Raw genomic sequence first — 20,428 nt, 5'->3', positions numbered from 1 at the left:
GTCCTCGCGCCGGGTCAGCGGGCACGGCCGGCGAGCGCGGGCACCGGGAGTGCCGCGGGCCGGGTCGTGGTGGAGTAGGCGAGCACCGAGGCGTTCGCGCTCGGTGCGGTGGCGGAGCGGGCGGTGGCCGCTCGGATGCGCGCGACCTCCAGCGGGCTCGGCGCGGTCGGCGTAGCGGTCGCCTGCGAGGGGAGGTGCCCCAGCTCGTGGTTCCGCAGGTACCGCTGGACAGGGGCCGGGGCGGTGACTGCGGTGGTGAGCGTGTCCAGGAGATGGTCGGGGAGGTTCGTGGTGGCGGTGGCGTACCAGCGGTGGCTGGGCGGACCGACTTCGAACAGCCAGCGTTCGACGTCGCCCGCCATCTCGGCCTCGGGGCGCAGGTAGCCGACCCTTCGGTGTAGTGACACGAGCCCGTCGGGCGAGCGGAAGACGGCGGTCGCCCGCTCGGTCTCCAGGTGCCAGCCGTGCTCGTCGAGGAGGCGGTCCGTCACGTCGTAGCCGCCGGTGTCACCGTGCAGCACTGAGCTGGGTGCGGCGGAGTGGGCGGTTGCGAGGGCGGCGGTGAAGTCGCCGACGATCTCGGGAGGGGCGGACAGGTCGACGGTGACCTGCCAGGTGGGCGGCGCGAAGGCGTCGGAGTGGGCGTTGATCATCCACAGGTCGCCGCGCTCGCCTTCGGGGAGGAAACCGGTGCGGACGGTGTGGTCGGGTGCGGTGACGAGGACGTTGCCCAGGTCGTCGCGGCTCAGGGCCCAGCCCGCGTCGAGCAGAGGGATCAGACCGGGGTCGCCGGTGTGGGTGGAGCCGGCGAGGAAACGCGGCGCGACCTGGTACTCGCGCGCCGGGGCGGTGAAGTTCGGCATGGAGGGACCCCAGGGGTCAGCGGCGCCGCGCTGCGGGCGCGGGCCGGGAAGCGGGCGGGGTGGAAGGACCGGACCAGGTCGGCGTCATCGGGCGGGCGGGGGCGCTCCGGGAAGGGCGCCGTACGGTCACGAGGGCCAGGTGGCGGGTCGGTATGTCGCCGACGAGCCGCTGCACGGGCGCCGTGTCGCTGAAGGCGCGGGCCGCGTGTACGAGCGGGTAGAACGGCACGCCGATCGTGAAGTCCGCACGCCACGACGGGTGTTTCGGATCGCCGGCGAGCATGCTCCACGACGGCGGGGCAAGGCCGGCGACCTCGACGTCGTGGGACTGGTATCCGACGCGGTGCCGGTAGATGGCGGTGTGGTCTGGAGCGACCTGGTCGTGGAAGCCCTTGGGAGCTTGGTCAGGCCGCCAGCCGCGGTCTGCCAGGACGGAGGCAGGGGTGTCGGGGTGGTAGTGCCGGCCTCCGCGCAGGTAGTCGCGGTGCTGGGTTCGCAGACCGTCGGCGAGGACGGTGGCGAACGCGGCGGTGATCTCGGCGGGGGTGCCGGGGCCGAAGCTGGCCCGCCACAGGGGTTCGGAGCCGGGATCGGCGTACCCGCGTACGGTCCAGGCCCCGGGCTGGCTGGTTGGCCCTTCGCCGGTGAGGACGGCGGTTCGGCACGGGCTGGTGAGACGGGCGGCCCCGTCAGGGGCGTGGTCGAGGGACCAACCGTGGACATCTGCCAGCGCGGTGACGGCCAGCAGAGGGTCGCCGGGACCGGCAAGTCGAAGCGGCTGGACAATCAGAGGGACTGTGGAGCGCACCGGTGGTTCCTTGCACTGGCGGGGAGCGGGCCCGGCCGCCGAACGAGTCGGCCCTACGGCGGCCGGGCCCATGGCAGAGGAGGCGGGCGAGTCTGCGCCGGGGGATCACGGCGATCACCGGCCGCGGGACGGGCTGGCGGCGGACGGGGCGGCGGTGCGGGGCTGGGGCTGGGCGGAGTGGCTGAACAGGGCGGCCGGCACCGCGCTTCGGCGGAGCGCCGCTGCGGTGCGGAAGCCGTCGCCGCCGAGAGCGGGACCGGCGAGGGTGCGAACAGCGGTCGGCACCGGACCAGTAGGTGCCACCGTGTGGCGCTCCTCCCAGCGCTGGACGGAGGCGTAGACCGGCCCGAGTGCCTGTCCGGCCTCGGTGAGGGTGTACGGGTCGCCGTGCCGGGTGCCAGTCCGCTTGACCAGGCCGTCCTCCTGGAGCCGGGCGAGACGGGGAACGAGCAGCGCCTCGTAGACGTCGGCGGCCTCGGCGAGATGCGTGAAGCGCAGGCTGCCCTGCTCGGCCAGCAGTTGGACGACCCTGGTGGTGTGGCGCGGCTGCAGGCGACTCAGCGCGTCCTCGATCCGCTCGGACCTCCCCTGGGGGCTCCGGTCGACGTGCTCCGACGACCACTGCACCAAGGACCGGTACACGGGGCCGAGGGTGAGTGCCCGCTGGCTGAGGCGGTAGGGCGCGGTCCGGTCGAACTCGGCGTCCCGCCGGAGAAGGCCGGCCTCGTGCATGGCGGCCAGCCGCTTGCTCATGAAGGGCGCACCGACTGACGGGAAGTACGGCGCGAGGTCGCGAACCCGCATCTCCGGGCCGTACTTGGCGATGGTGTGGACGATTCCGGTGGTCCACTTCGGGGCGAGCTGACGCAGGGCGTCTTCGACGCGCTGCGCGTCATACCCGGCAGTCACGGTGGCGGTGTTGGTGGGCATGTCGATACTCCGGGTCAGTGGATGCGGGGCGCACGGGTGGCGCGAGGTGCCGCAGGGGCCGGCAAAGGGGGCAGCGCGGGCACGTCGGACGGGTCGGGCGTGGTGCTGCGGGAGAGTGCGGCGGCTCCCCTCTGGTCGCCGGTGCGCGAGGCTTCCAGGGCAGCCTCGCCAGTCGGCGTGAGCGAGAGCAGACGCCCCGAACGGCCCAGGGGCACACTGGTGTCGGCGACGAGAAGGCCGTCTGCGATCAGCTCCTCGACGGTCTCCGCCCGGACCGCCGTGCCCTTGCCGCTGGCGTCGGCCAGGTAGTTGAAGTGGTACAGAATGTCTCGGCAGATCCGCAGGCCACCGCGGTCGACAGCCTCAAGTGCCTCCGAGGCCAGGAGCTTGTTCGGCTCACTGGTGAGCGGGTCGTGGGGGTTCACTCGGTGGCCTCCATACGGGTCAGCAGGGAGCGGACCAGGGTGGGGAGGCTGCCGGGACCGTCGCTGATCCGGACATCGCTGGCGGCCTCGTCGACGATGTACTGGGCGTCCTCGATCAGGCCGCTGCTGATCTCCATGCAGGCGTCGGTGATCGCGGCTGCGGCCCGCAGGGCGTCGGCGAGAACCTCGACGTAGGCGCTGGGCGTCATTCCGGCGGCGTCGGCCGCTGTGCGGATCGCCGCCAGCTCCAGGGCGCTGAAGGAGTAGTCGAAGCCCTCCTCGTCCTCCTTCAGATCGGGGACGGCCTCCGTTCCGGGCACCAGCGCGGGGATGCCTGCGCGGGTGCAGATCGCGTCTACGGCGGTGGTGAGCTCTGCGAGGGACTCGGTCAGCCAGCCCAGCGCGGAGGCGTAGGAGGCAAGGGCGAACAGACCGACGGGGGTGGCCGGCAGCGGTTCGTCGAGCAGGTCCTCGAGCCGGAAGTTCAGCTCCTCGACGACGCGGGGCCCGGCGGCGAGCGGCCCCAGGACCGGGTGGAGGTAAGAGCGGGTGGCCGGGGTGGGGTATTCGGCGGTGAGGATTCCGGCGACGTCCTGGGCGGCGGCGGTGAGCCAACCGGCGAGGGCGGAGCGGGTGGGGGTGGTGTCGATGGTCATCATCGGGCCTTTCGGGCAGTGGTGTCGGGGGCGAAGCCGGGCGAGGCGGTTGTGTACGCGGTGCCAGCGGGGCCGCGGGGCTGCGGGGGACGCGCGGAGCGCGCACGGGCCGCCCGGACCCGCGCCTCCTGAGCCGCCCGGACGCTGGCCTCCTGGGCCGGGTCCATGACCGGGTTGATGGTGAGCCCGGTGCGACCCAGCCGGTTCTGGGCGGAGCGGTAGACCGCGTAGTCGAGACGCGGGCCGGCGGCGACGAGGTAGACCTCGCGGGAGTGCTTGGACGTGGGCGGTGCCTCGCGGAACTGCACGACCAGGCGGTGGGTGGCCCAGTCGCCGCCAGCCCCGAGGACGACCTTGTGGCAGCCCTCCAGGCGTCCGTCGAGGCGGCTGGCGACGCGCTCGCCGTGCACCATGTCCTGGAGGTGCAGCAGTGCCTGGTCCCTGATGGGCTCGGGTAGTTGGCGCAGGTCGGCGATGGCGTCGGGGTGCGCGGCGAAGGCGAACTTGGCGCGGCTCACAGTGACCTTCCGAGGGACTGCTGGGGGTTGACGGGGGTAGCAGGCGCGGCCGCGGCGGCGCCGGTCGGGCAGAGCGGAGCGGAGCGGGAGAGCGCTGCGCTGGTCCGCAGGGCCTCCGCGTCGATGCGGTACTCGGGCGCCTTGGGCAGCGGGCTGGAGCGCTGCTCCAGCCAGTTGTCGGCGGCGGCGTGGTCGGCGAACGCCCCTTCACGCACCGTGTAGGTGTACTGGTCGGGCTGGAGCGTCTCCAGGAACAGCCGGACGGGCAGGTTCTTGTCCTGGCGGTCGACGGCGATGCTCCAGCCCTCAACATCGGATCCGTCGATGACCTGGTAGTCGACGACCTCAAGTCGCTCGCCTGAGCGCCGGATGCGGTCCTCGACCTGGATAGTCAGCTCGTCGGCGGCCTTGGGGACGTCGATGGTCGGCGCGAGAGCGTCCGGAGGGCAGCCGCGGTTGACGAGCCAGCGCTGCGCGAACGCGAACGTGGCGTGCTCCGAGCGGTGCATGTTGAACGTGGCCTGGCCGCTGTCGCGAACGACGTCGAAGGAGGCGAGGTTGGGCATGTTGGGGTAGCCCCAGGTGGCCGAGGCGTCGAAGGCGACGATGAAGCTGCGTTCTCCCACGTCGTGTTGGGAGATCGTCTTGAAGTCGCCGACCCAGGTGGAGTCGTACAGTTCGCTGGTGTGCTCGTCGGCGGGCTCCAGGCCGTCGAGCCGGAAGTCGGTGTCCTTCATGCGGCGAGTCCCAGCTGGTCGGGCGTGGCGAGGACGCGGTGGTTGGGCCGGGCCGGGCTGGTGGTGCACGCGGCGAACGGGCCGTCTGGGGCTCGGAGTTGGAGGAGCGTGTGGTCGAGGTGGTCGCGGTGCCAGGTCGACGGGCCCGTGAGGCCGGCCTCGGTGTCGGTCAGCTGTTGCCACGCGAGCCAGAGCGCGTGGAGGCGGGCGACGGCCTCCTGGTGCTCGTACCAGCGCGCGCACCAGGGCCGGGTGGAGCCGATCTCCCGTCCGTAGGTCGGCAGGAGCACGTGGGTGACCCAGTTGCCGAGGGCGGCCAGCTCGGCGGCGTACTCCGCGCCGCCCATGGCCAGGATGAACACCGACGCCGGTCCGTCGGCTTCGGCCTCGGCGGAGCCCGCCTCCGGCTCATCGTCGCCGAGGGCGGTGCTCAGGTCGGGCTCAGCACCGAGGCGGTCGAGGAGGACGCCGTGCTGGCGGACCTCGGCGATGGTCCGTGCGAGGGTGCTGGCGAGGTCGTCGAGGTCCTCGTCGGGGATGCGGATCGGCTCGGGCTCGGGGGAGCCCGTGGTCGGGTCGTCGGACATGGCACATCCAGGTGGTTCGGGCGGGCAGGGGACGCGGGGGAAGCCGAAAAGGGTCTTCTGCGCCGGGTCAAGGGCGTGCTCCAGGGGTGCGGGTGGGAAGAGGATCCGCGGATTCGGCGGTTTGGCACGGCCGCCAAGTCGTGCTAGGCGCAGGCCAGATGGGCAGTCCGGGCGATGAGCTGCGACCCGAGGGCGACGGCGTCGGCGAGGGTGTCCGCCACGTGGTGCCCGGCGGCGGCGAGCTTGGCGGGGTGGTGGAGGCCACCGGTGTGGAGGACCACGTGCGCGCCGTTGGCGTGGGCGGCGTCCGCGTCGTCCAGGGCGTCGCCGACCAGCAGCACCCGGTGGCCCTGGCCGGCGAGGCCAAGAGCGTCGAGGTGGGCGGCCAGCGGGGCCGCCTTCGTACCTCCGGACGCTCCGGTACGTCCGTCGACGCGGTCGAAGAAGTGCCCGATCCCGGCCTCGCCTACTTCGGCCAGCAAGGTGTCGTGCGGGCAGAGCGACAGCAGCGACTGGGTGTGGCCGGCCTCGTGCAGCGCCGTCATCAGCTCGACCGCACCCGCCCTGACCCGGACGGGCTGTGCGCGAAGGTGCTCCAGGAACGCGCCGTCGCTGTCCAGCCACTCCCGCTCGGTGATCTCGCGCCCGAGCAGCCGGGCATAGAAGTTCGGGATCGGCACGGTGTGCTTGGCCCGGTAGGTATCCCGGTCGACGAGATCCCCGCCGAGGGCAGGAAGCGTCGCATTCAGCGCGTCGACGTGGTCGTCGAGGTCATCCTTGACCGTACCGTTCCAGTCCCACACAACGTGCATGGTGGGAAAGGAAGTTGCGGCTGCGGTGGTGCTGTTCATGGTGATTCTTTCAGCTGGAGGGGGACAGTCAGGCGGAGAGCAGGTGGTTGAAGCGGCGGAGTAGCCAGAGCGCGAAGAAGGCCCCGGCGAGTGGGACGAGGGCGACGAGCAGCGGTCCGCCGGTGCTGGCGAAGGAAGCGAGGGCGGTGCCGGCGGCCTGGCCGACGCCGATGCAGGCGATGAGCCACGCGAACGCCTCGGTCTGTTCGCCGTCGGGAGCGAGGCGGTCGACGGTCTGGAAGCTCGCGGTCAGCAGCGGGGCGAGGAAGGTACCGGGCAGGACGGCGCCGAGCACGGCGATGGCCGGCATCGGGTCGGGCAGCAGCACCATCCACCCGGCGGCGAAGCCGATCGAGGCGGCCACCAGGTGCCGGGCCGGGGCGCCGGGCCATGCTCGGCGGCCGTAGGCCAGGCCGCCGAGCATGCTGCCGACGGACAGCGCGGCGGGCATCACTCCGGAGAGCCATCCGGCGTGGTGGCGCTCGGCGGAGGCGAGGGCGAGCACGTTCACTGCGCCCAGGGCGACGCCGGTCCCGGTGAGAGCGGCGAACAGGACCCGCAGGCCCGGCACACGAAGCGGCCCCAAACGGTCTGCCCGCTCGGCCGTGGTGTCCGGCCTCCACTTGGCGGAGGGCTTGCTCGTGATCACCAGGCCGGTGCCGAGCAGGCCGAGCGCCGCGGTCGCCGTCAGTGCAGTAGGGGATCCGGCCCCGGCCGCGAAGCCAGTTGCCAGCAGTGGGCCGACCACGAACACCAGGCCCTGAGTGCTGCTGTCGAGCGCAAGCGCGGCGCGCTGGCGGTCAGGGTCGGGAAGGACGTGCGGCCACAGCGCCCGAAGACTGGCCTCCAGCGGCGGAGTCGCGAGGCCGGCCACCAGGACGGTCAGCGCGCCGAGCACCGGGTGCCGGGTCGGGCCGGTGCACGGAAGCAGCAGGAAGGCCGCGGTCGCGGCCGGGGCTGCGGTGTAGATGACCACGGTCTGGCCGTAGCGGTCGACCAGGCGGCCGAGCATCGGCTGGCCGATCGCGGCGGCCAGGCCATACAGCGCACCGAGCAGTCCGGCCAGGGCGAGAGAGCCGTGCTCGGCTCGCACCAGCAGCAGGATCGCGACCGGGGCCATGCCGGTGGGCAGCCGTCCGATCAGGGTGCCTGTGAGGAGGCGGGCGACGTGCGGGGCGCCCAGGACAGCCCGGTAGCTGCTGTCCTGGGCCCGGCCGGAGACGACGGGGGTGGTGCTCAAGGGGAGTCCTTCGGTCGTGCGGTCGGCGGCGCGCGGGCGGGTGCCCGGCGGGCCGGGGCATGCGCAGGCATGGCAGCCCTCTCGGTTCGTGCGGCTGCCGGGAGAAGAGTCCGGAGAATCCGCGATTTGGTACGGCCGGGAAAAGCAGGTAGAAGCCCCTACCGGACCCGGCACATCGGGCAGCGGGCCATCGGTGGCATCAGCAACTCCAGAGCCCTGGCAGCCTGTTGCGGGACAACGCCATTGCCGAGAGCGGTGAGCTGTGCGGGTCGGCCGAGCCCGGGGGTGGCGGTCACCCAGCCGGCCGGAAGTCCTTGCATCCACTCCACGAACTCGGCCCGCAGCCGTCCGCCTTCGTCGGTGGCCAGCGGCGCGGGGCGGGTGAGGGTCTCCCACCGGGCGATGGCGGAGGCGTACTGTCCCCACCGTCCACGGTCTGCTCCGACGGCGGGTTGGCCCAGAGCGGCAGGACCACCGCCGACAGCGGCGGTCGCCAGCCCTTCCCCGGCCGCCGCCCCGGGGTGCCCGTGTCGGAGGCCCTCGGTGTCGGCAGCAAAGAGGCCGCTGCCGAAGGAAGGGTCAGGTCCCCGTTCCCGTGCCGCTGGTTCGGCGACCCCTTGATCCCGTCGCTGGCCTTCTGCGTCGGCAGAAGCCACTCCACCTCGTCGGCCAAGTTCGGGCCGTGGCCTCCGCTCTTGCGCTTGGCCGGGTGCTGGCTGCCGCCGTTCTTGGCGATGTTGCTGGTCGGCGTCTTCAGCACCGTGGTCGGCGGGCCAGGCAGTGAGGAAAACCCGGGCCCGGTGGTGGGGGGCTCCGACGTCGGAGGCGCGAAGAACGAGCCAGCGCGCGTCGTACCGGAGCTGGGCCAGGGTGCCGAGTACGGCGCCAAGTGCCCGCAGAGGAGGGAGGGTTGCGTCGTCTCCCAAACACCACGGGCAGGGTTCCAGGTCGCCAGCGGAACCTGGGGAGGTGAGGAGTCCTCGTACATTCTCGACCACCAGGAGGCAGGGGCGGAGGACTTCGACCGCGCGGGCGACGTGCAGCCAAAGCCCGGATCGGGTCTGTGAGTTGAGGCCGACTCGACGGCCCGCGACCGAGACGTCTTTGACAGGGGAAGCCGGCTGTGAGGACCCCGACCCGCGGAACGTTCGCCCAGTCCACCGCCGTGACATCGCCGAGGTTCGGCACGCCGGGCCAGTGCCTGGCCAGGATCGCGGACGGGCCGGGCTCGATCTCGGCGTGCCAGGCGACCTGGCCGCCGAGCACGCTCTGGACGCCGAGGTCGAGCCCGCCGTACCCGCTGCACAGGCTCCCGATCAGCGGCCCGGTCGGGAACTGTGGCATCGAGACCGTCATCGTCGGCCTCGTATGGTGGCCGAGGCCGCGACGGGGGCTGCCTGGTGGACGGCCGGGGTGGAGGCCGGGGCCGGGGCGGGGGCAGAGCGGGAGAGCGCGGCAGCCCGCCGCTCCACTGCTGGCCCCTGCTGCGGGTCGGCGGGCGAGGTGAGTAGCTCGCCCAGATCTGCCGCGGGCAGCGGGCGTCCGCTGGTCAGCGAATCGGCACCCGACCTCAGCGTCTCGATGGCGCGGCTGACCTCGGCACGGGCGCTGGCGAGGAGGCGGTCGACCTCGGCGCCGGCCTGCTCCTCGAAGGCGCGGGCGATGGCGGGGGCCCGTACCCGCGCGTCGGCGAGCGCGGCGGTGACCTCCGCTGCACGGGTGAGGTCCAGGCTCGCCTGGGACAGCTTGGCGGCGCCAGCACTCCAGGTTCGGGCGAAGAAGGCGGAGCCGGAACTTGCCCCACGGTCCTGTGAGTGGAAGCTGGCCTCGTCGAGTGCCTGCCGGTTGCGTCCCTCCACCCGCTCCACGGCCTCGGTGAGATCGCAGACGGCGACCTCGCGGCCGTTGCCGTAGGCAGAAGCGAAGGAGCGGGGCTGTTCCGCGCTCACGGCGTCGAGGTCGGTTGCGGCCGAGCGCAGCCATCCCGCGTACTGGTGGACAACGTCGTCAAGCATGGTCACTCCGGGAAGCGGTGGTCGTAGACGAGAGGGAGAGGAGGTTCACCGGGCCCGGCCGGAGGCAAGCTGGGCCGGGACGGGGGTGGCGGTGGTCGCGGTCGGTGGCGCCCCGGAGGTCGAGGGAACCGGAGAGCGGGCGAGGACGGCCTGCCTGAGCTGGACCGACGGCGGGGAGATGGCAGAGGCCGCCGTTCGAAAAGTCTTGGCCGCCTCGGCGAGGTCGTCGCGTGCCGTGTCGACGGCGAACTCGACGGTCTCGCCGGCGATCGTGTGGGCTTCCTCGTACGCAGGCTCACCGCGCTTACCGGCCGTGTGGGCGACGAAGGCGAGCTGCTGGGCGACCGTGCCGAGGGCGGAGGCCGCCTGGGCGACGCTGCCGATTGCGTTGGCGAACGCCTCGGCCGCGAGCACGGTGTGCTCCTGCGGTCCGGACACCTCCGCGCGGAACAGGTACTCGTCGCCCATCTCGACGATGGCGCCGCCGAGTTCGGTGATCTGGCGGCCTACAGCGATGGGGTTGGGCAGGCGGAATGGGGCGTGCACCATGGGCAACTTGTCGCGCTGGGCGTCGAGCGCCGTTGCTGTGGCGTGCAGCAGCAGGGTCTCCGACATGGGGCTGTTCACGGGGTGCTCCGCGGGTGGAAGGAGGGAGAAGTGCGGCGGTGTGGTGCGGTGCCCGACCGGGCGAGGGGAGTTGCCGAGGGGGCGGCCTTCGCGGTCGCCGGCCGTGGGGAGCTGCGGGCCAGCGCCGCGTGCACCCGGGCGGCAGGAGCGGAGGGTTCCGCCGGGCCGGCCTTCTCGGTGCCCGGGGAAGGGCGCCCGTTGGCCGTGCGCCAGCGGGCGCGCACCTCGTCGAGCGGGCCGAGGGCATGCAGGGCCTGGCCGATGAGACGGCCGGGCGCCATGGCCTCGTTCTTGGCCAAGGACCTGATTGTGGTGGCGGCCCCGGCGGCGGTGCGGACGACCGAGGAGCGGATGACCCGGTCGCCCAGCCACTCGGCCGAGCCCGCTCCTGGTCCGCCGAAGACGCGGTCGAGGTGCTCGTGCGAGAGGGTGCCGTCGGTCAGCAGGCCACGCCGCTGGACCTCCCACAGGGCGGTGACCTCGTCGATCGGCTCGCCCCGGTGGTGGAGGGCCCCCAGACACCGGTAGACCTGGCCGTTGCCGGGCTCGGCGAAGTCGCCGGGCCGCAGCCAGTCGTAGACCTCGGCCATCGCTGCCGGCTGGCTGACGAGGACGGCCAGCAGGAACTGCTCGTCCTCGGCCTGCGCGGGTGCGACGGGCGACGGCGTCGACTGTGCGAGTCCCGCAGCGGTGGGTGCCGGAGCGAGTGGCCGGGGCTCGGTGCCCCAGCGGCGGGCGAGATCGCCGAGCACACCCGCCAGGACGTCGGCGTGGTGCAGCACGCCGTCGACCTGCTGCTGCTCGGCATCGACCCGGGCGACGTGTTCGAGGCGAACGGCGTGTTCCGTCACCGTCCGGTGGATGGAGCCTTCGAGCACCATCCGGCCGTAGACCGGCGCGTTCTTCGGACGCGGGCACGCGGCGATCAGGGTGTGCGCGTATGAGGCGCTCAGCCCGCGCACGTGGTGGCCGGCCTCGGTGACGGTGCCCGTCAGCCAGGACATCGGCACCGTGCCGTCCGCCTCGCGGGTCGGCCGCTCCTTGGCGTTGATCGTCCGCATCGCGGCGAAGAGGGCTTGGTGGGCCGGTCGGTAGAAGTCGGTGGGCATCAGCCAGGACAGGGTGTCGAGCTGGGCCGGGTCAAGCAGGAGTGCGCCGAGGACGGCCTGCTCGCCCTTGAGCAGGGCGTCCATCAGCGTCCCTCCTTCCGGGCGGCTGCCCGCTCGTCCCGGATCCGGGCGACCTCGCGGTCGGCTGCGGCCATGGCGGCGGCGAAGCGGTCCAGCTCACCGGTGAAGGTCGGGTCGGTCGCCAGGATCGACCCGGTGCCAGTGACGAGCCACCACTGGCCGCCCCGACGGACGACCGGAGAGCCGGCCAGCCGCTCGGAGCGGGGTCCGCGGGATGAAGAAGTGCTTTCGAACATGGTCAACTCCAGGACTGGGCAGTGGGTTTAGGCAGCGAGTGCGAGGTCGCCGGCCGCGGGAGCACCAGACCGGCAGGACCACGGGGAGCAGCCGTCGGCCTCGCCGTTCTCCAGCTCGGCGTCGGCGATGGCGTCGAAGATGTCGCCCTGGCGGCCCGACCACTCATGCGCGGTGACTCGGTCGACCGGTGCCTCGTCGAGCGGGCGGCGGCTGCGGTGCAGGTATGCCTGGCCGAGCAGTGGGGAGCCCTCGGCGGTCGCCCTGGCGTTGCCCGCCCGGATCGCGTGGTCGAAAGCGACGACGTCCTTCCACTCCTCGGGCGAGCCGTCCCGCAGCGCCCGCCACTGGGCGTTGCCGTGGTACGGGCACCCCAGGCAGCTGCTCTTCGGGGTCGATCCGAAGCCCCGCGAGCGCAGCAGTCGCAGGCAGTCCGAGCGGGAGAAGCCCCGCTCGATCAGGGGGAAACGGTTCTTCATGTAGGCGACGTCGGCGTCCTTCGCCCGGTGGAACTCGTCGACGCTGATGCCGATCCACTGCTCGACGAACACCCCGGGCGGGATCCGCTGCGGGTGCGGGTAGCCGAGCAGCTCCCGGACCTTCTCCTTGATCGGCCGGATCTTGTACTGGCCCGTGCACTGCCTACGTGACATGCCCTCGCCACCATCGGGGTTGAGGATGTGCAGCGGCATCGAGGCGAAGCGCTTGGCCGGGTCGAGGGCGTCGTCGCGGATGTTGCCGGAGGAGACTCGCAGGATCGGGATCCCGGCCGGTTCGGCGATCTCCCGTTCGAGTCGGTCGAGGTGCTTGTAGACGGCTCGGGGCTCCCAGCCGGTGTCGGCGAAGACCGCCAGGTCGAGACCGGGCAGGTGGCCCTCGGCGGCCAGGAGCAGCAGGACAGAACTCTGGACTCCGGCCCCGAGCGAGAGCACTCGAAGCGCGGGCTCGCCGGGTGCGGACGCCCGGAGGCCGTCGGCGGGAGGCGGGGTGGTGACGGGCATCGGGGGAGGACCTTCGGTGAGGGAGGGGAGGGTCAGCGGCGGGCGGCGGATGGTGGCGCCGGCCGTGCGGGCGGCGGTGGAACGGCCGGGGCGGGAGATCGTCCGGGGAGGGCGCCGCTGGGCGAGGCGGCGGTGGCCGCGTGGACCCTGGCCTCGTCAGGTGCGGACCGGCTGCCGTTGCGCAGTGCTTCGACGGTTTCGGCGAAGCGGCGCTGCGAGGCTTCACGGGCCGACGGCGGTGCCCAGCGGGCGGCGTTGGCGGCGAGCACTGGGGCGAGTGCGCCGACCTCGCCGGCGGTGGCCGAACCGCGGGCGAGCAGCCGGTTCTGTGCTGACCACAGATCCAGGAACCAGCTCCCGTCGTCCAGCAGGCCCGCTTGCACACGGGCAGCTCCGGGGGCGTTCTGGTAGACCCATGTGCCGCGTCGCACGTGGCTCCAACTCGGCCCGGCGAACGCAGGATCGGGCTCCGTGGCCTCGGACAGGCGGTCGGGCCACCGGCTGGTGGTGCGCCGGGTGCTCACGACGCCAGCCCGAAGTTGTCGCGGTCAGCGCCGGCCTTGGCGAGGGCACGCTCGGTGATGGCCTTGGTGGCGCGGGCCGAGGCCGGGCCGATCTCCTTGGCGGCGCGCTCCTTGTACCAGGGCTTGAGGTCGAGCATCGCCACCCGCATGCCGGTGGCGAACAGCAGGATCTTGCCCTTGGGCAGCGCACGGATGGCGTCCGGCGGCAGGATGCGCTCGGTGCGCATCGACACGGAGGTGGACTTGCCGCCTTCGCTCGTCGACACCGAGGTGGTCTGGACGTCGTGCTCGCCGATCTGTCGGGACAGCTTGTCCGCGAAGTCGGCGTCGTCGATGCCGCTGCCGATCACCTTGACGGTGGCGGCGGACCAGAGGGCGTCCATGCCGGCCTCTCCCCAGCAGCGCTGGCCCTGCCGGTAGCTCTGCAGGATGGTCATCGGTATGACGCCCCGGCTGCCAAGGTGGGAGTAGAGGTCCGGGAGGTCGCTGATTCGGCAGACGTTGGCGGCCTCGTCGAGGACGCACAGCGCGGGCGGGTCGAGGCGTCCGCCGGAGCGCTCTGCGACGATCACGGCCGCCCGCATCACCGCGTCGGCCGCAGCGGCGATGATCGCGCTGGCACTGCCGCCGCCGTCCTTGCTGAGCAGGTACAAGGTGTCGCGGGAGGTGGCGAAGTCGAACGGCTTGAACTCCGGCAGGCCAGGCGTCGGGGTCACCCACGCGGCGATCTCCGGGTCCAGCAGGCAACTGGCGTACTGCCTGGCCGTCTCGTAGATGCCGTCCCTGGTCTCCGTCGCGCCGGAGACAGTGCCCTGGAGCTGGGCGGAGACGGCGTGGTGGCCGGCATCGGCGAGCAGGTCGACCGGGGTGCGGTCGGCCGGAGAGGCCAGCCAGGCAAGGACGTCGGTGATCGGGCGTCGGTGGCTGGAGGCGGCGAGGAAGAGGGCGCCGAGCGTGTTGCTCGCCGCGGTCGACCAGAAGTCCGAGCCGCTGGACTCGTCCACGCTGGCGGTGACGAAGTGCCCAGCGAGTCGCTTCGCGCCGGCGAGGTCGCGGGCGTCGGCGAGGATGTCCCACCACATCTCGCGTGGGTGGTGGGCGATCTGCTGCGGGTCGAGCGTCCAGACGGTGCCCACCTTCGACCGGGCGTCCACCGTGGTGGTGTAGGCGTCGTTGGCCGCCTTGTTCGAGGTGAGCAGAACAGGACCGGGTGCGGCGAGAATCGCGGGGATCGCCAGTCCGGAGGTCTTACCGGAGCGCGGCGCCATGATGGCGACGAGGACGTCCTCCCAGGAGGCACGGACCTCGGCCTTGCCGGGGGAGAGCGTGCCGACCAGGATGCCCCGGTCGTTCGGCTCGACCTCTTTTACACTCCCGGTCGTTCAGGCTCGGGCGCAGGCTGCGGGCCTTCGCGGTGACTTCCTTGTCCAGCAGCGGGGCGAGGTCTGCCTTGCGGGCGAGGCCGGTCTTCGCGCCGCCGCGCCAACGCATCCACAGCACCAGGCCCGTGATCGTCAGGACGATGGTGAGCAGGCCGGGGATGACGCGGGTGCCGACCAGCAGCGCGGTGGTGCTCAGCTGCGGCCACAGCACGTCGGGGTGGAGCAGGGCGTCGGTGGCGCGGAACGGGGCCCACGGGCCGCTGCCGACAAGGGCGTTGGCGATGTTGCCGGTCACCCAGGCGAGGGAGCCGAAGGCCAGGGCGGCGCCGAGGACGCCGAAGAGGAGGTAGAGGAGCGCGTCGGACCCGGAGGTGGTCGACGGCGCGCTGGTACGCGGGGCAGGCAAGGGGGTTCCTGGTGTGTGCGAGCGGGCAGGGGCGGGGCGCGCTCGGCTCTCGTGCGGTTCACGGGCTTGCTCCTTGCGGATCTAGAGGGAACGTTTCAGCTGGTGGGGGCGGCCGAAGGCGGGACAGCGGACGACTGGGCGGCGGACACGCTGTCGTGGAGGTCGAGGAGGTCCTCGCCGATGAAGGCGTAGACCGAGGTGATGGTGTCCAGCCGCCGGGAGATGCTGAGGAACCGGTCGGCGAGGGCCCCGGCTTCCTCGGTGTCGAAGGCGGCCAGCTTGTGCGCGGCGGTCCGCGCGAAGTTCTCGACGGAGATCAGGACGCCTTCGCCCTCGTTGAAGATCGTGTCGGCGACGCGGGCAATGTCAGCAACGTCCTCGCAGCGGGACAGGGAGTTGGAGAGGTCCTCGATGGCGGCTTCGAGGGACTCGGTGGGGCTGAGCCGGTAGGTGAACCGCTCGGCGTGGCCGTGGATCGTCTTCAGCTCGGGCGGCATCGTGGCCACGTACCGGGCGGCGGTGAGCATGTGGTTGGCGTAGGCGAGCGCCTGGCGTGTCGCTTCGAGCCCCAGATCAGCCGGAAGGGAAGGGAACTCGAAGGGGATGTCGGCGTCGCCGGTGAAGCCGGCATGCGCGAGGAGTTCGGAGACCAGGCCGGGGTTGAAGTCGGCGTCGGCAGTGATGTTGCCCTGGGAATCCCGGGTGAACGTGACCTCGGGTGCGGGGGTGAGCGCGGAGTACATGGAGCTTTCCTGTTCGGGAGAGGGTCGGGAGTCGGGTAGGGCTCAGCGGGTGCGGCCGGGAGTCTGCCCGCCGACGTGGGGGGAAGGCGCTGCGGTCGGTGCAGCGGGTCGGACGCCGGACGGGGCGGGGGCATTGGGCGATCCGGTGATGGCGGCCTGCCGCCGCTTCGCCTCGGGGTCGTTCGCGGGACGGCCGGCCCCCATCACGTCGTGGAGCAGCTCCCGGGTCCGCAGGACCTGGACGAAGTCGTGGTTCCGGGAGGCGCTCACTTCCTCGGGCAGTGCGGCGATGCCGTCGACAGCGGCCTCCAGATCCTCCTGGACCTGGGACAGCATCCGGTGGGCGGAGGCCAGTCGGGTCCACACCTCGAAGGCGTGGTTGCTGTGCGGAGCGTCGAAGTCGAGCCGGGCCCTGGCCCAGTCGGCGGACGCGGCGACCAGCTCGGTGAGCTGCGGCACCGGACCGACGAGGGCGCTGGTCGCCTCTTCGACGATCCCGGCGACGTCCTGGGGGCTGGCCGTCACTTCGAGCCGGCAGATCATGCCCGGCATCGAGTAGGGGTCGGCGGTGGGCGGGGGGAAGTACCGGGCCTGGAGGGGCGGGTCGGGATCCGGTCCGTGGGCGAGGCGGATGTTGTGCTGCATCTCGGCCCCGATCGCCTCACCGATCGACGGGTAGTGCTCAGGCATCACGCCAACTCCACTGAGACGTAAGGGGGGTGGTCACCGCGTGCGGACCGGTGTCCGGGGCCCCGCAACGGACGGCGGTGCGGTTGCGGTCGCCACGGTGGTGTTCACGCCGCGGGCGGCGACGGCCGGCGAGGTGGCGCGGGCGGCGCGGACTGCGGCTGAGTAGGAGGCGGACGCCCGATGGTCGGCGGCACCTGCGGTGTGGGGCTTGGCGCGCTGCACCTCGTCGACAGCGCCGGCCAGTTCGGCCTGGGCAGCGACGAGCTGGTCGGAGGCGACGCCGAACCGGTCCGAGAGTTCGTACTGCTCGGGGTCGAGGTCAGTGATCTGCTCGGACGCGATCTCCAGGGCTTCCTGAAGGCGGACGAGCGCTCCGTCGTCCGGGTCGAGCAGGTTGTCGAGCACGCCGGCGAGTTCGTCGAACTCGGTGGCGGCGCGGAGCTGGTCGGTGAGGTGGAGAAGCTGCTGCCCTGCGGTGTTGAGCGGCTCGATGTCGAGCTGGGGGTCGAGGTCGACGTCGTACCGGGCGGCGCGCAGCATCTCTGCCGCGTGGGTGGCGATGGCGGCACGGTCGGGTCGGGCGGTGGTGGTGGGAAGCCGGTGGCGTCGGCCGTGCCAGTCCTCGATCTGCTTGAACCCCGCGTGCTTGAGCAGCGCTGCGGACAGGTCGTCGGCGGAGCCCTTGGCGACGACACTGCCGCTCGGTTCGAGGCTGATGGCGATCACGGGCGTGGGCATGCGGTAGTCCTTGGCAGTGGTGACGGAGGGTGCCGATCGGTTGAGGTGGCCGAGGTCGGCGGCGATGCGGTGGCATTCGGCCTGCGCGTGGAAGGCGTCCCGGTAGGTGCTGTGGACGCCGCCGTCCTCGCGGACGACGGTGGCGACGATGTGCACCGAGCGGTCGAGGGTCCGGATCGCGGCCCATCGGCAGCCGTTCGGGTCGCCTGCGGGGGCGAGCCCGGTCGCGGTGACCAGGCGCCGGGCGACGTTGGCCCACTGGGCGTCGGTCAGGTCGGGGTGGCGCGGGTCGGAGCGCACGGAGCACAACCACACCGGGCGCTCGGGTGCCCGGGAGCCGATCCGGGCGGCCGGGGCGTCCAGGACGCCGCCGCCGAGGACCTCCTGCGGGTCGCCGAAGAGGGGGAGTTGCTTGCCTGCTCCGCGGTAGTCGGCACCGATCAGCCGGGGCCGCAAGCGGTAGCGGGGGTCATCGTGCCCGTAGAGGGCGGGAATCAGCGCGGCCGTGGTGGTGGCGCGCTGCAGATGGGCGATCACGGCGTCCCCTCTCGGACGGGCGGCGGGGCCCGGCGGGCGGGCTGGCAAGGAGAGGATCCGCAGATCCGGCGGTTTGGCCCGGCCGAGGTTCGGTGGTAGAAGCCGCCGGTCGGGAGCAGGCCGGTGTTGGCGTGGCGACGCCGTGCTGTGGCCGGTGCCCTGCCCTGCGCCAGGGCAGGGCACCGGCACGTCACACGAAGGGGTTCTCGGTCGGCCGGTCCGCGTCCACGGCTGCGTCCAGCAGTTCCTCCAGATCGCGGGGCTCGGACGCGCGCTGGTCGATCCACCAGCCGGCGCGCGTGACCGTACGGGCCCGCTCCTCGATCTGCTCCCAGTCGGTCTCGGACAGGCCGTCCTCCAGGACGAGGACCGCGTAGGCGGCGGCCAGGAGCTGGTGGCGGCAGCGCACGCCCCAGGCCCGGCCCTTGTCGGTGCCCTCCAGCGGCGGCATCCGGTACTGCTCGGACCAGGCGTCCGACTCCGCCTGCTCGGCGGCGCGCTTCGCCTCCAGCCAGGCGGCTTTGTCGGCTTCGTCGCCGTCCTTCGCTGCCCGCCAGCAGTCGGTGCAGTCCTGCTTGGCGAGCCAGTCGGCGAACCCGGCGCGGCGGTCGGCCGGGCGGTCACCGAGGTCACGCTCGCTCTCGTGCCCGCACGAGTGCGCGATCTTCCATACCTTCTTCACTGCCATCTCGGGTCCTTCGTCTGGTTAGGGGGCGGTCTGGGGTCAGCGGGCACGCGCGAAGGCAACTCGCGGATCTGCTGCAGTAGGTGGCGGGCCCGACGGAACAGCGGCCTTCGCGGTGGGCACCGAGCGGGCCGCCGGGCTCTTGGAGAGCGCGGCCTCGTCGACGCGGAACCTGCGTGTGGTGAACGCCTCGGCGGCCGGGGCCCTGCGGGCGGTGACGGCGTCGGCGAGCTGCGGATGCATCGCCACCTGGTAGTTGCCCCGCTGCAACGCCACCGTTGTCCTGGCCACCGCGTCGAGGGACTGCGCCCGGGTGGCGGCCGGCGGGGCGAGGTAGATGTCCAGCTCGCGGTGGTGGCGCCAGCCGTCGGTTTCCAGGAAGACGGCCGGGCTGAGCGGCTGGTTGCCGCCGACGGCGGCGACGACGCCCAGCCGAGGGTGTTCTGCGAAGGCGACGTCAGGGCCCGTGTCCACTTCGTGGGCCGGTGGTTGGAGGGGCGCGTCGATCCGCGTCCGTACTGTTTCGGTGGCGTTCGTGGGCGCGAGGGCCAGGTCGGTGTCGACCCGGTAGCCGGCCCCCTTGAGGAGCTTGGCGGCCCAGGCCGCGCGCTCGGTCGGTTCGCGGTGCTGGTCGGTCAGCGCGTACAGGCTCGGATGGCCGGGGACGGGCTGGAACTCGAGCCGCTCCAGGAACCACTGGGCGGCGGCCGACTGCGTGGGCAGGGCCGCGACGATGCCGTGATCGGGGTGGCGGCCAAGGGTGACGTGGGGCAGGAGATCGGGTGAATCGGCAGACATGAGGGAACTCCGCTTCGGGGCACGGGCGGTGGTCGGTTGACGGGGCGCGGTCTGCTCGTACGAGGCATGTGGTGCTCCTTCCGGGCGGTGGTGGTCAGCGGCGGGGCCCGGCCGGGCGCACAGCGGCGGCAGCCGCAGCCAGGGCGGGCTCGGCGGGGTGGCCCGTGAGGGTGCGGGTTGCCGTCGGGGAGGCGGCGAGGGCGGCGGCAACCCTGGCCTCGTCGGAGGCCGTCGCGCGGACGGGCGGGGGTGCCGACCGGGAGCGGCCGGGGTGCGGGGCGTGCCGGTCGGCGAGGTCGCCGCGCATCGCCCGGACCTCCCGCACGTAGCCCCCGACGTGCTCGGAGATGTAGCGCAGGCGCGCGGCGTAGCGCGGATCAGCGGCGCCGCCGAGGCCCTCCCACCACTCGGCGGTCTGGTCGAGGACACCGATCACCTGATCGAGGACGCCGTCGCCGGGGGCGGTCAGCTCGCTGAGCGCCTCGACGACCTCCCGCGTGTGGCCGGCCTCGGCGATCGTCCGGCCGACCGATGGCAGCGAGACCCTGGCCTGGTTGCGCGGGGCTGCGGTGGGTCGCGGATCCACAGGGCGCAGGTCAGCGGGGAAGGCGTATCCGTACCCCTCGTCGCGCAGGAGGTCGAGAGCCCGGCCGAGCGCTGCCTGCCGTTCACCGGGATCATCCATACCAGCGGGCAGCCGGTGGTAGCTGTCGCGGAAGCGGACGACGGGGACGAAGCCAGCCCGGTGCAGTAGCGACTCGGCGCGCTGCTGCAGCGCCGCCGCCTGCTCCCGTGTCGCGACGCCCAACTCGTCGAGCCGGGCGTCGACCCCGGCCAGCAGGTGCGGAACGCTCCCCGCGTTGAACTGCGCCGGGCCGCCGGCCTGGCTGTCGTAGACGATCTCGAACAGGTCGGGGTCGTCGGGGTTCGAGCGCGTTACCAGCCAGCCCGGAGGAGTGTCGTCCGGGTAGTCGGACTGCTCCGGCGAGATCGTCAGATGGCTGCCGTCGGGAAGTTCCGCGTTGACGATGTAGTCGTCGAGGCCGAAGTCCACGGTGCAGTCGAGTCCCCGCTGTTCGAGCGGAACGGTGATGTCGGCGTAGCGCTGGCGGTTGGCAGTGTCTCCGGGCTTGTCCGGGGTGAAGGGCCCGAAGACACGGGCGTTGATGCCTCCGCCCGTGTCGCTGAACAGCACGGTTACGCAGTCGGGATCCACGGGCTCTCCTTCGAGAGGGCGGCCTGG

Annotated in this window: 23 protein-coding genes and 2 pseudogenes; all 25 read right to left on the bottom strand. The window is 72.5% G+C overall.

The features are described 5' to 3' along the window. Positions 1 to 14: 14 nt before the first annotated feature. Positions 15 to 863, bottom strand: a complete 849-nt coding sequence (locus ACIGZJ_RS33495) for a DUF317 domain-containing protein (RefSeq protein WP_396460812.1) — start codon at positions 861 to 863, stop codon at positions 15 to 17. A 16-nt stretch (positions 864 to 879) separates the two neighbouring features. Next, on the bottom strand, positions 880 to 1,671 hold the full coding sequence (locus tag ACIGZJ_RS33490) for a DUF317 domain-containing protein (RefSeq protein ID WP_396460811.1): 792 nt from the start codon (positions 1,669 to 1,671) through the stop codon (positions 880 to 882). A 114-nt stretch (positions 1,672 to 1,785) separates the two neighbouring features. Next, positions 1,786 to 2,601, bottom strand: a complete 816-nt coding sequence (locus ACIGZJ_RS33485; protein ID WP_396460810.1) for a winged helix-turn-helix transcriptional regulator — start codon at positions 2,599 to 2,601, stop codon at positions 1,786 to 1,788. Positions 2,602 to 2,615: 14 nt separating this feature from the next. Continuing rightward, entirely contained in the window at positions 2,616 to 3,026 is a 411-nt protein-coding gene (locus tag ACIGZJ_RS33480; protein ID WP_396460809.1) for a hypothetical protein, read from the bottom strand. Beyond that, entirely contained in the window at positions 3,023 to 3,682 is a 660-nt protein-coding gene (locus tag ACIGZJ_RS33475; protein WP_396460837.1) for a hypothetical protein, read from the bottom strand. The genes ACIGZJ_RS33480 and ACIGZJ_RS33475 overlap by 4 nt, the downstream gene beginning before the upstream one ends. Further along, positions 3,682 to 4,200: a hypothetical protein gene (locus ACIGZJ_RS33470; RefSeq protein ID WP_396460808.1), complete on the bottom strand. Its 519-nt coding sequence runs from the start codon at positions 4,198 to 4,200 to the stop codon at positions 3,682 to 3,684. Before ACIGZJ_RS33470 ends, ACIGZJ_RS33475 begins: the two co-directional genes overlap by 1 nt. Next, the gene (locus ACIGZJ_RS33465; protein ID WP_396460807.1) at positions 4,197 to 4,937 is read right to left on the bottom strand and encodes a glycosyl hydrolase; all 741 of its coding nucleotides are present in this window, start codon (positions 4,935 to 4,937) and stop codon (positions 4,197 to 4,199) included. The genes ACIGZJ_RS33470 and ACIGZJ_RS33465 overlap by 4 nt, the downstream gene beginning before the upstream one ends. Next, a complete protein-coding gene (locus ACIGZJ_RS33460) occupies positions 4,934 to 5,524 on the bottom strand; it encodes a DUF4913 domain-containing protein (RefSeq protein WP_396460806.1) in 591 nt (196 codons plus the stop codon). Before ACIGZJ_RS33460 ends, ACIGZJ_RS33465 begins: the two co-directional genes overlap by 4 nt. Before the next feature lie 143 nt (positions 5,525 to 5,667). Next, a complete protein-coding gene (locus tag ACIGZJ_RS33455; protein ID WP_396460805.1) occupies positions 5,668 to 6,336 on the bottom strand; it encodes an HAD family hydrolase in 669 nt (222 codons plus the stop codon). A gap of 67 nt (positions 6,337 to 6,403) precedes the next feature. After that, positions 6,404 to 7,615 (bottom strand): MFS transporter, encoded by a 1,212-nt coding sequence (locus ACIGZJ_RS33450; RefSeq protein WP_396460804.1) that lies wholly within the window; start codon positions 7,613 to 7,615, stop codon positions 6,404 to 6,406. Positions 7,616 to 7,773: 158 nt separating this feature from the next. After that, a complete protein-coding gene (locus ACIGZJ_RS33445; protein WP_396460803.1) occupies positions 7,774 to 8,787 on the bottom strand; it encodes a DNA cytosine methyltransferase in 1,014 nt (337 codons plus the stop codon). A 1-nt stretch (position 8,788) separates the two neighbouring features. Continuing rightward, positions 8,789 to 8,959, bottom strand: a pseudogene (locus ACIGZJ_RS33440) (DNA methyltransferase); the annotation flags it as partial. Positions 8,960 to 8,967: 8 nt separating this feature from the next. After that, positions 8,968 to 9,630, bottom strand: a complete 663-nt coding sequence (locus tag ACIGZJ_RS33435) for a hypothetical protein (protein ID WP_396460802.1) — start codon at positions 9,628 to 9,630, stop codon at positions 8,968 to 8,970. Between the two features lie 45 nt (positions 9,631 to 9,675). Further along, positions 9,676 to 10,257, bottom strand: a complete 582-nt coding sequence (locus ACIGZJ_RS33430) for a hypothetical protein (RefSeq protein WP_396460801.1) — start codon at positions 10,255 to 10,257, stop codon at positions 9,676 to 9,678. Continuing rightward, positions 10,254 to 11,450: a DnaB-like helicase N-terminal domain-containing protein gene (locus ACIGZJ_RS33425; protein ID WP_396460800.1), complete on the bottom strand. Its 1,197-nt coding sequence runs from the start codon at positions 11,448 to 11,450 to the stop codon at positions 10,254 to 10,256. The genes ACIGZJ_RS33430 and ACIGZJ_RS33425 overlap by 4 nt, the downstream gene beginning before the upstream one ends. Beyond that, complete coding sequence (locus ACIGZJ_RS33420; RefSeq protein WP_396460799.1) at positions 11,450 to 11,683, bottom strand: hypothetical protein; 234 nt, start codon at positions 11,681 to 11,683, stop codon at positions 11,450 to 11,452. Before ACIGZJ_RS33420 ends, ACIGZJ_RS33425 begins: the two co-directional genes overlap by 1 nt. 27 nt (positions 11,684 to 11,710) lie before the next feature. After that, complete coding sequence (locus tag ACIGZJ_RS33415; protein ID WP_396460836.1) at positions 11,711 to 12,577, bottom strand: hypothetical protein; 867 nt, start codon at positions 12,575 to 12,577, stop codon at positions 11,711 to 11,713. 137 nt (positions 12,578 to 12,714) lie between these two features. Further along, on the bottom strand, positions 12,715 to 13,065 hold the full coding sequence (locus ACIGZJ_RS33410) for a hypothetical protein (RefSeq protein ID WP_396460798.1): 351 nt from the start codon (positions 13,063 to 13,065) through the stop codon (positions 12,715 to 12,717). Between the two features lie 137 nt (positions 13,066 to 13,202). Beyond that, positions 13,203 to 14,994, bottom strand: a pseudogene (locus ACIGZJ_RS33405) (type IV secretory system conjugative DNA transfer family protein). A gap of 95 nt (positions 14,995 to 15,089) precedes the next feature. Continuing rightward, complete coding sequence (locus ACIGZJ_RS33400) at positions 15,090 to 15,737, bottom strand: hypothetical protein (protein ID WP_396460797.1); 648 nt, start codon at positions 15,735 to 15,737, stop codon at positions 15,090 to 15,092. A 42-nt stretch (positions 15,738 to 15,779) separates the two neighbouring features. Beyond that, entirely contained in the window at positions 15,780 to 16,427 is a 648-nt protein-coding gene (locus tag ACIGZJ_RS33395; protein WP_396460796.1) for a hypothetical protein, read from the bottom strand. A 33-nt stretch (positions 16,428 to 16,460) separates the two neighbouring features. Next, positions 16,461 to 17,702, bottom strand: coding sequence for a hypothetical protein (locus ACIGZJ_RS33390; protein WP_396460795.1), 1,242 nt, complete (start codon positions 17,700 to 17,702; stop codon positions 16,461 to 16,463). A gap of 190 nt (positions 17,703 to 17,892) precedes the next feature. After that, on the bottom strand, positions 17,893 to 18,390 hold the full coding sequence (locus tag ACIGZJ_RS33385; RefSeq protein ID WP_396460794.1) for a hypothetical protein: 498 nt from the start codon (positions 18,388 to 18,390) through the stop codon (positions 17,893 to 17,895). A gap of 36 nt (positions 18,391 to 18,426) precedes the next feature. After that, positions 18,427 to 19,185 carry a hypothetical protein gene (locus tag ACIGZJ_RS33380; protein ID WP_396460793.1) on the bottom strand — a complete coding sequence of 253 codons (759 nt, stop codon included), beginning with the start codon at positions 19,183 to 19,185 and terminating at the stop codon, positions 18,427 to 18,429. 94 nt (positions 19,186 to 19,279) lie between these two features. Further along, positions 19,280 to 20,401, bottom strand: a complete 1,122-nt coding sequence (locus ACIGZJ_RS33375) for a hypothetical protein (RefSeq protein ID WP_396460792.1) — start codon at positions 20,399 to 20,401, stop codon at positions 19,280 to 19,282. Positions 20,402 to 20,428: the final 27 nt, after the last annotated feature.

The organism is Kitasatospora sp. NPDC052868 (genome assembly GCF_044547105.1).
GTDB lineage: Bacteria > Actinomycetota > Actinomycetes > Streptomycetales > Streptomycetaceae > Kitasatospora.
Note: the sequence above shows the minus strand (reverse complement) of the source record. Positions and strands in the feature narration are given on the sequence as shown.

Coding starts and splice junctions, on each gene's coding strand:
- ACIGZJ_RS33425 (WP_396460800.1), bottom strand. CDS start 11,450: ATGGACGCCCTGCTCAAGGGCGAGCAGGCCGTCCTCGGCGCACTCCTG.
- ACIGZJ_RS33485 (WP_396460810.1), bottom strand. CDS start 2,601: ATGCCCACCAACACCGCCACCGTGACTGCCGGGTATGACGCGCAGCGC.
- ACIGZJ_RS33475 (WP_396460837.1), bottom strand. CDS start 3,682: ATGACCATCGACACCACCCCCACCCGCTCCGCCCTCGCCGGTTGGCTC.
- ACIGZJ_RS33420 (WP_396460799.1), bottom strand. CDS start 11,683: ATGTTCGAAAGCACTTCTTCATCCCGCGGACCCCGCTCCGAGCGGCTG.
- ACIGZJ_RS33400 (WP_396460797.1), bottom strand. CDS start 15,737: ATGTACTCCGCGCTCACCCCCGCACCCGAGGTCACGTTCACCCGGGAT.
- ACIGZJ_RS33455 (WP_396460805.1), bottom strand. CDS start 6,336: ATGCACGTTGTGTGGGACTGGAACGGTACGGTCAAGGATGACCTCGAC.
- ACIGZJ_RS33445 (WP_396460803.1), bottom strand. CDS start 8,787: ATGTCACGGCGGTGGACTGGGCGAACGTTCCGCGGGTCGGGGTCCTCA.
- ACIGZJ_RS33395 (WP_396460796.1), bottom strand. CDS start 16,427: ATGCCTGAGCACTACCCGTCGATCGGTGAGGCGATCGGGGCCGAGATG.
- ACIGZJ_RS33380 (WP_396460793.1), bottom strand. CDS start 19,185: ATGTCTGCCGATTCACCCGATCTCCTGCCCCACGTCACCCTTGGCCGC.
- ACIGZJ_RS33435 (WP_396460802.1), bottom strand. CDS start 9,630: ATGCTTGACGACGTTGTCCACCAGTACGCGGGATGGCTGCGCTCGGCC.
- ACIGZJ_RS33465 (WP_396460807.1), bottom strand. CDS start 4,937: ATGAAGGACACCGACTTCCGGCTCGACGGCCTGGAGCCCGCCGACGAG.
- ACIGZJ_RS33495 (WP_396460812.1), bottom strand. CDS start 863: ATGCCGAACTTCACCGCCCCGGCGCGCGAGTACCAGGTCGCGCCGCGT.
- ACIGZJ_RS33460 (WP_396460806.1), bottom strand. CDS start 5,524: ATGTCCGACGACCCGACCACGGGCTCCCCCGAGCCCGAGCCGATCCGC.
- ACIGZJ_RS33385 (WP_396460794.1), bottom strand. CDS start 18,390: ATGGCAGTGAAGAAGGTATGGAAGATCGCGCACTCGTGCGGGCACGAG.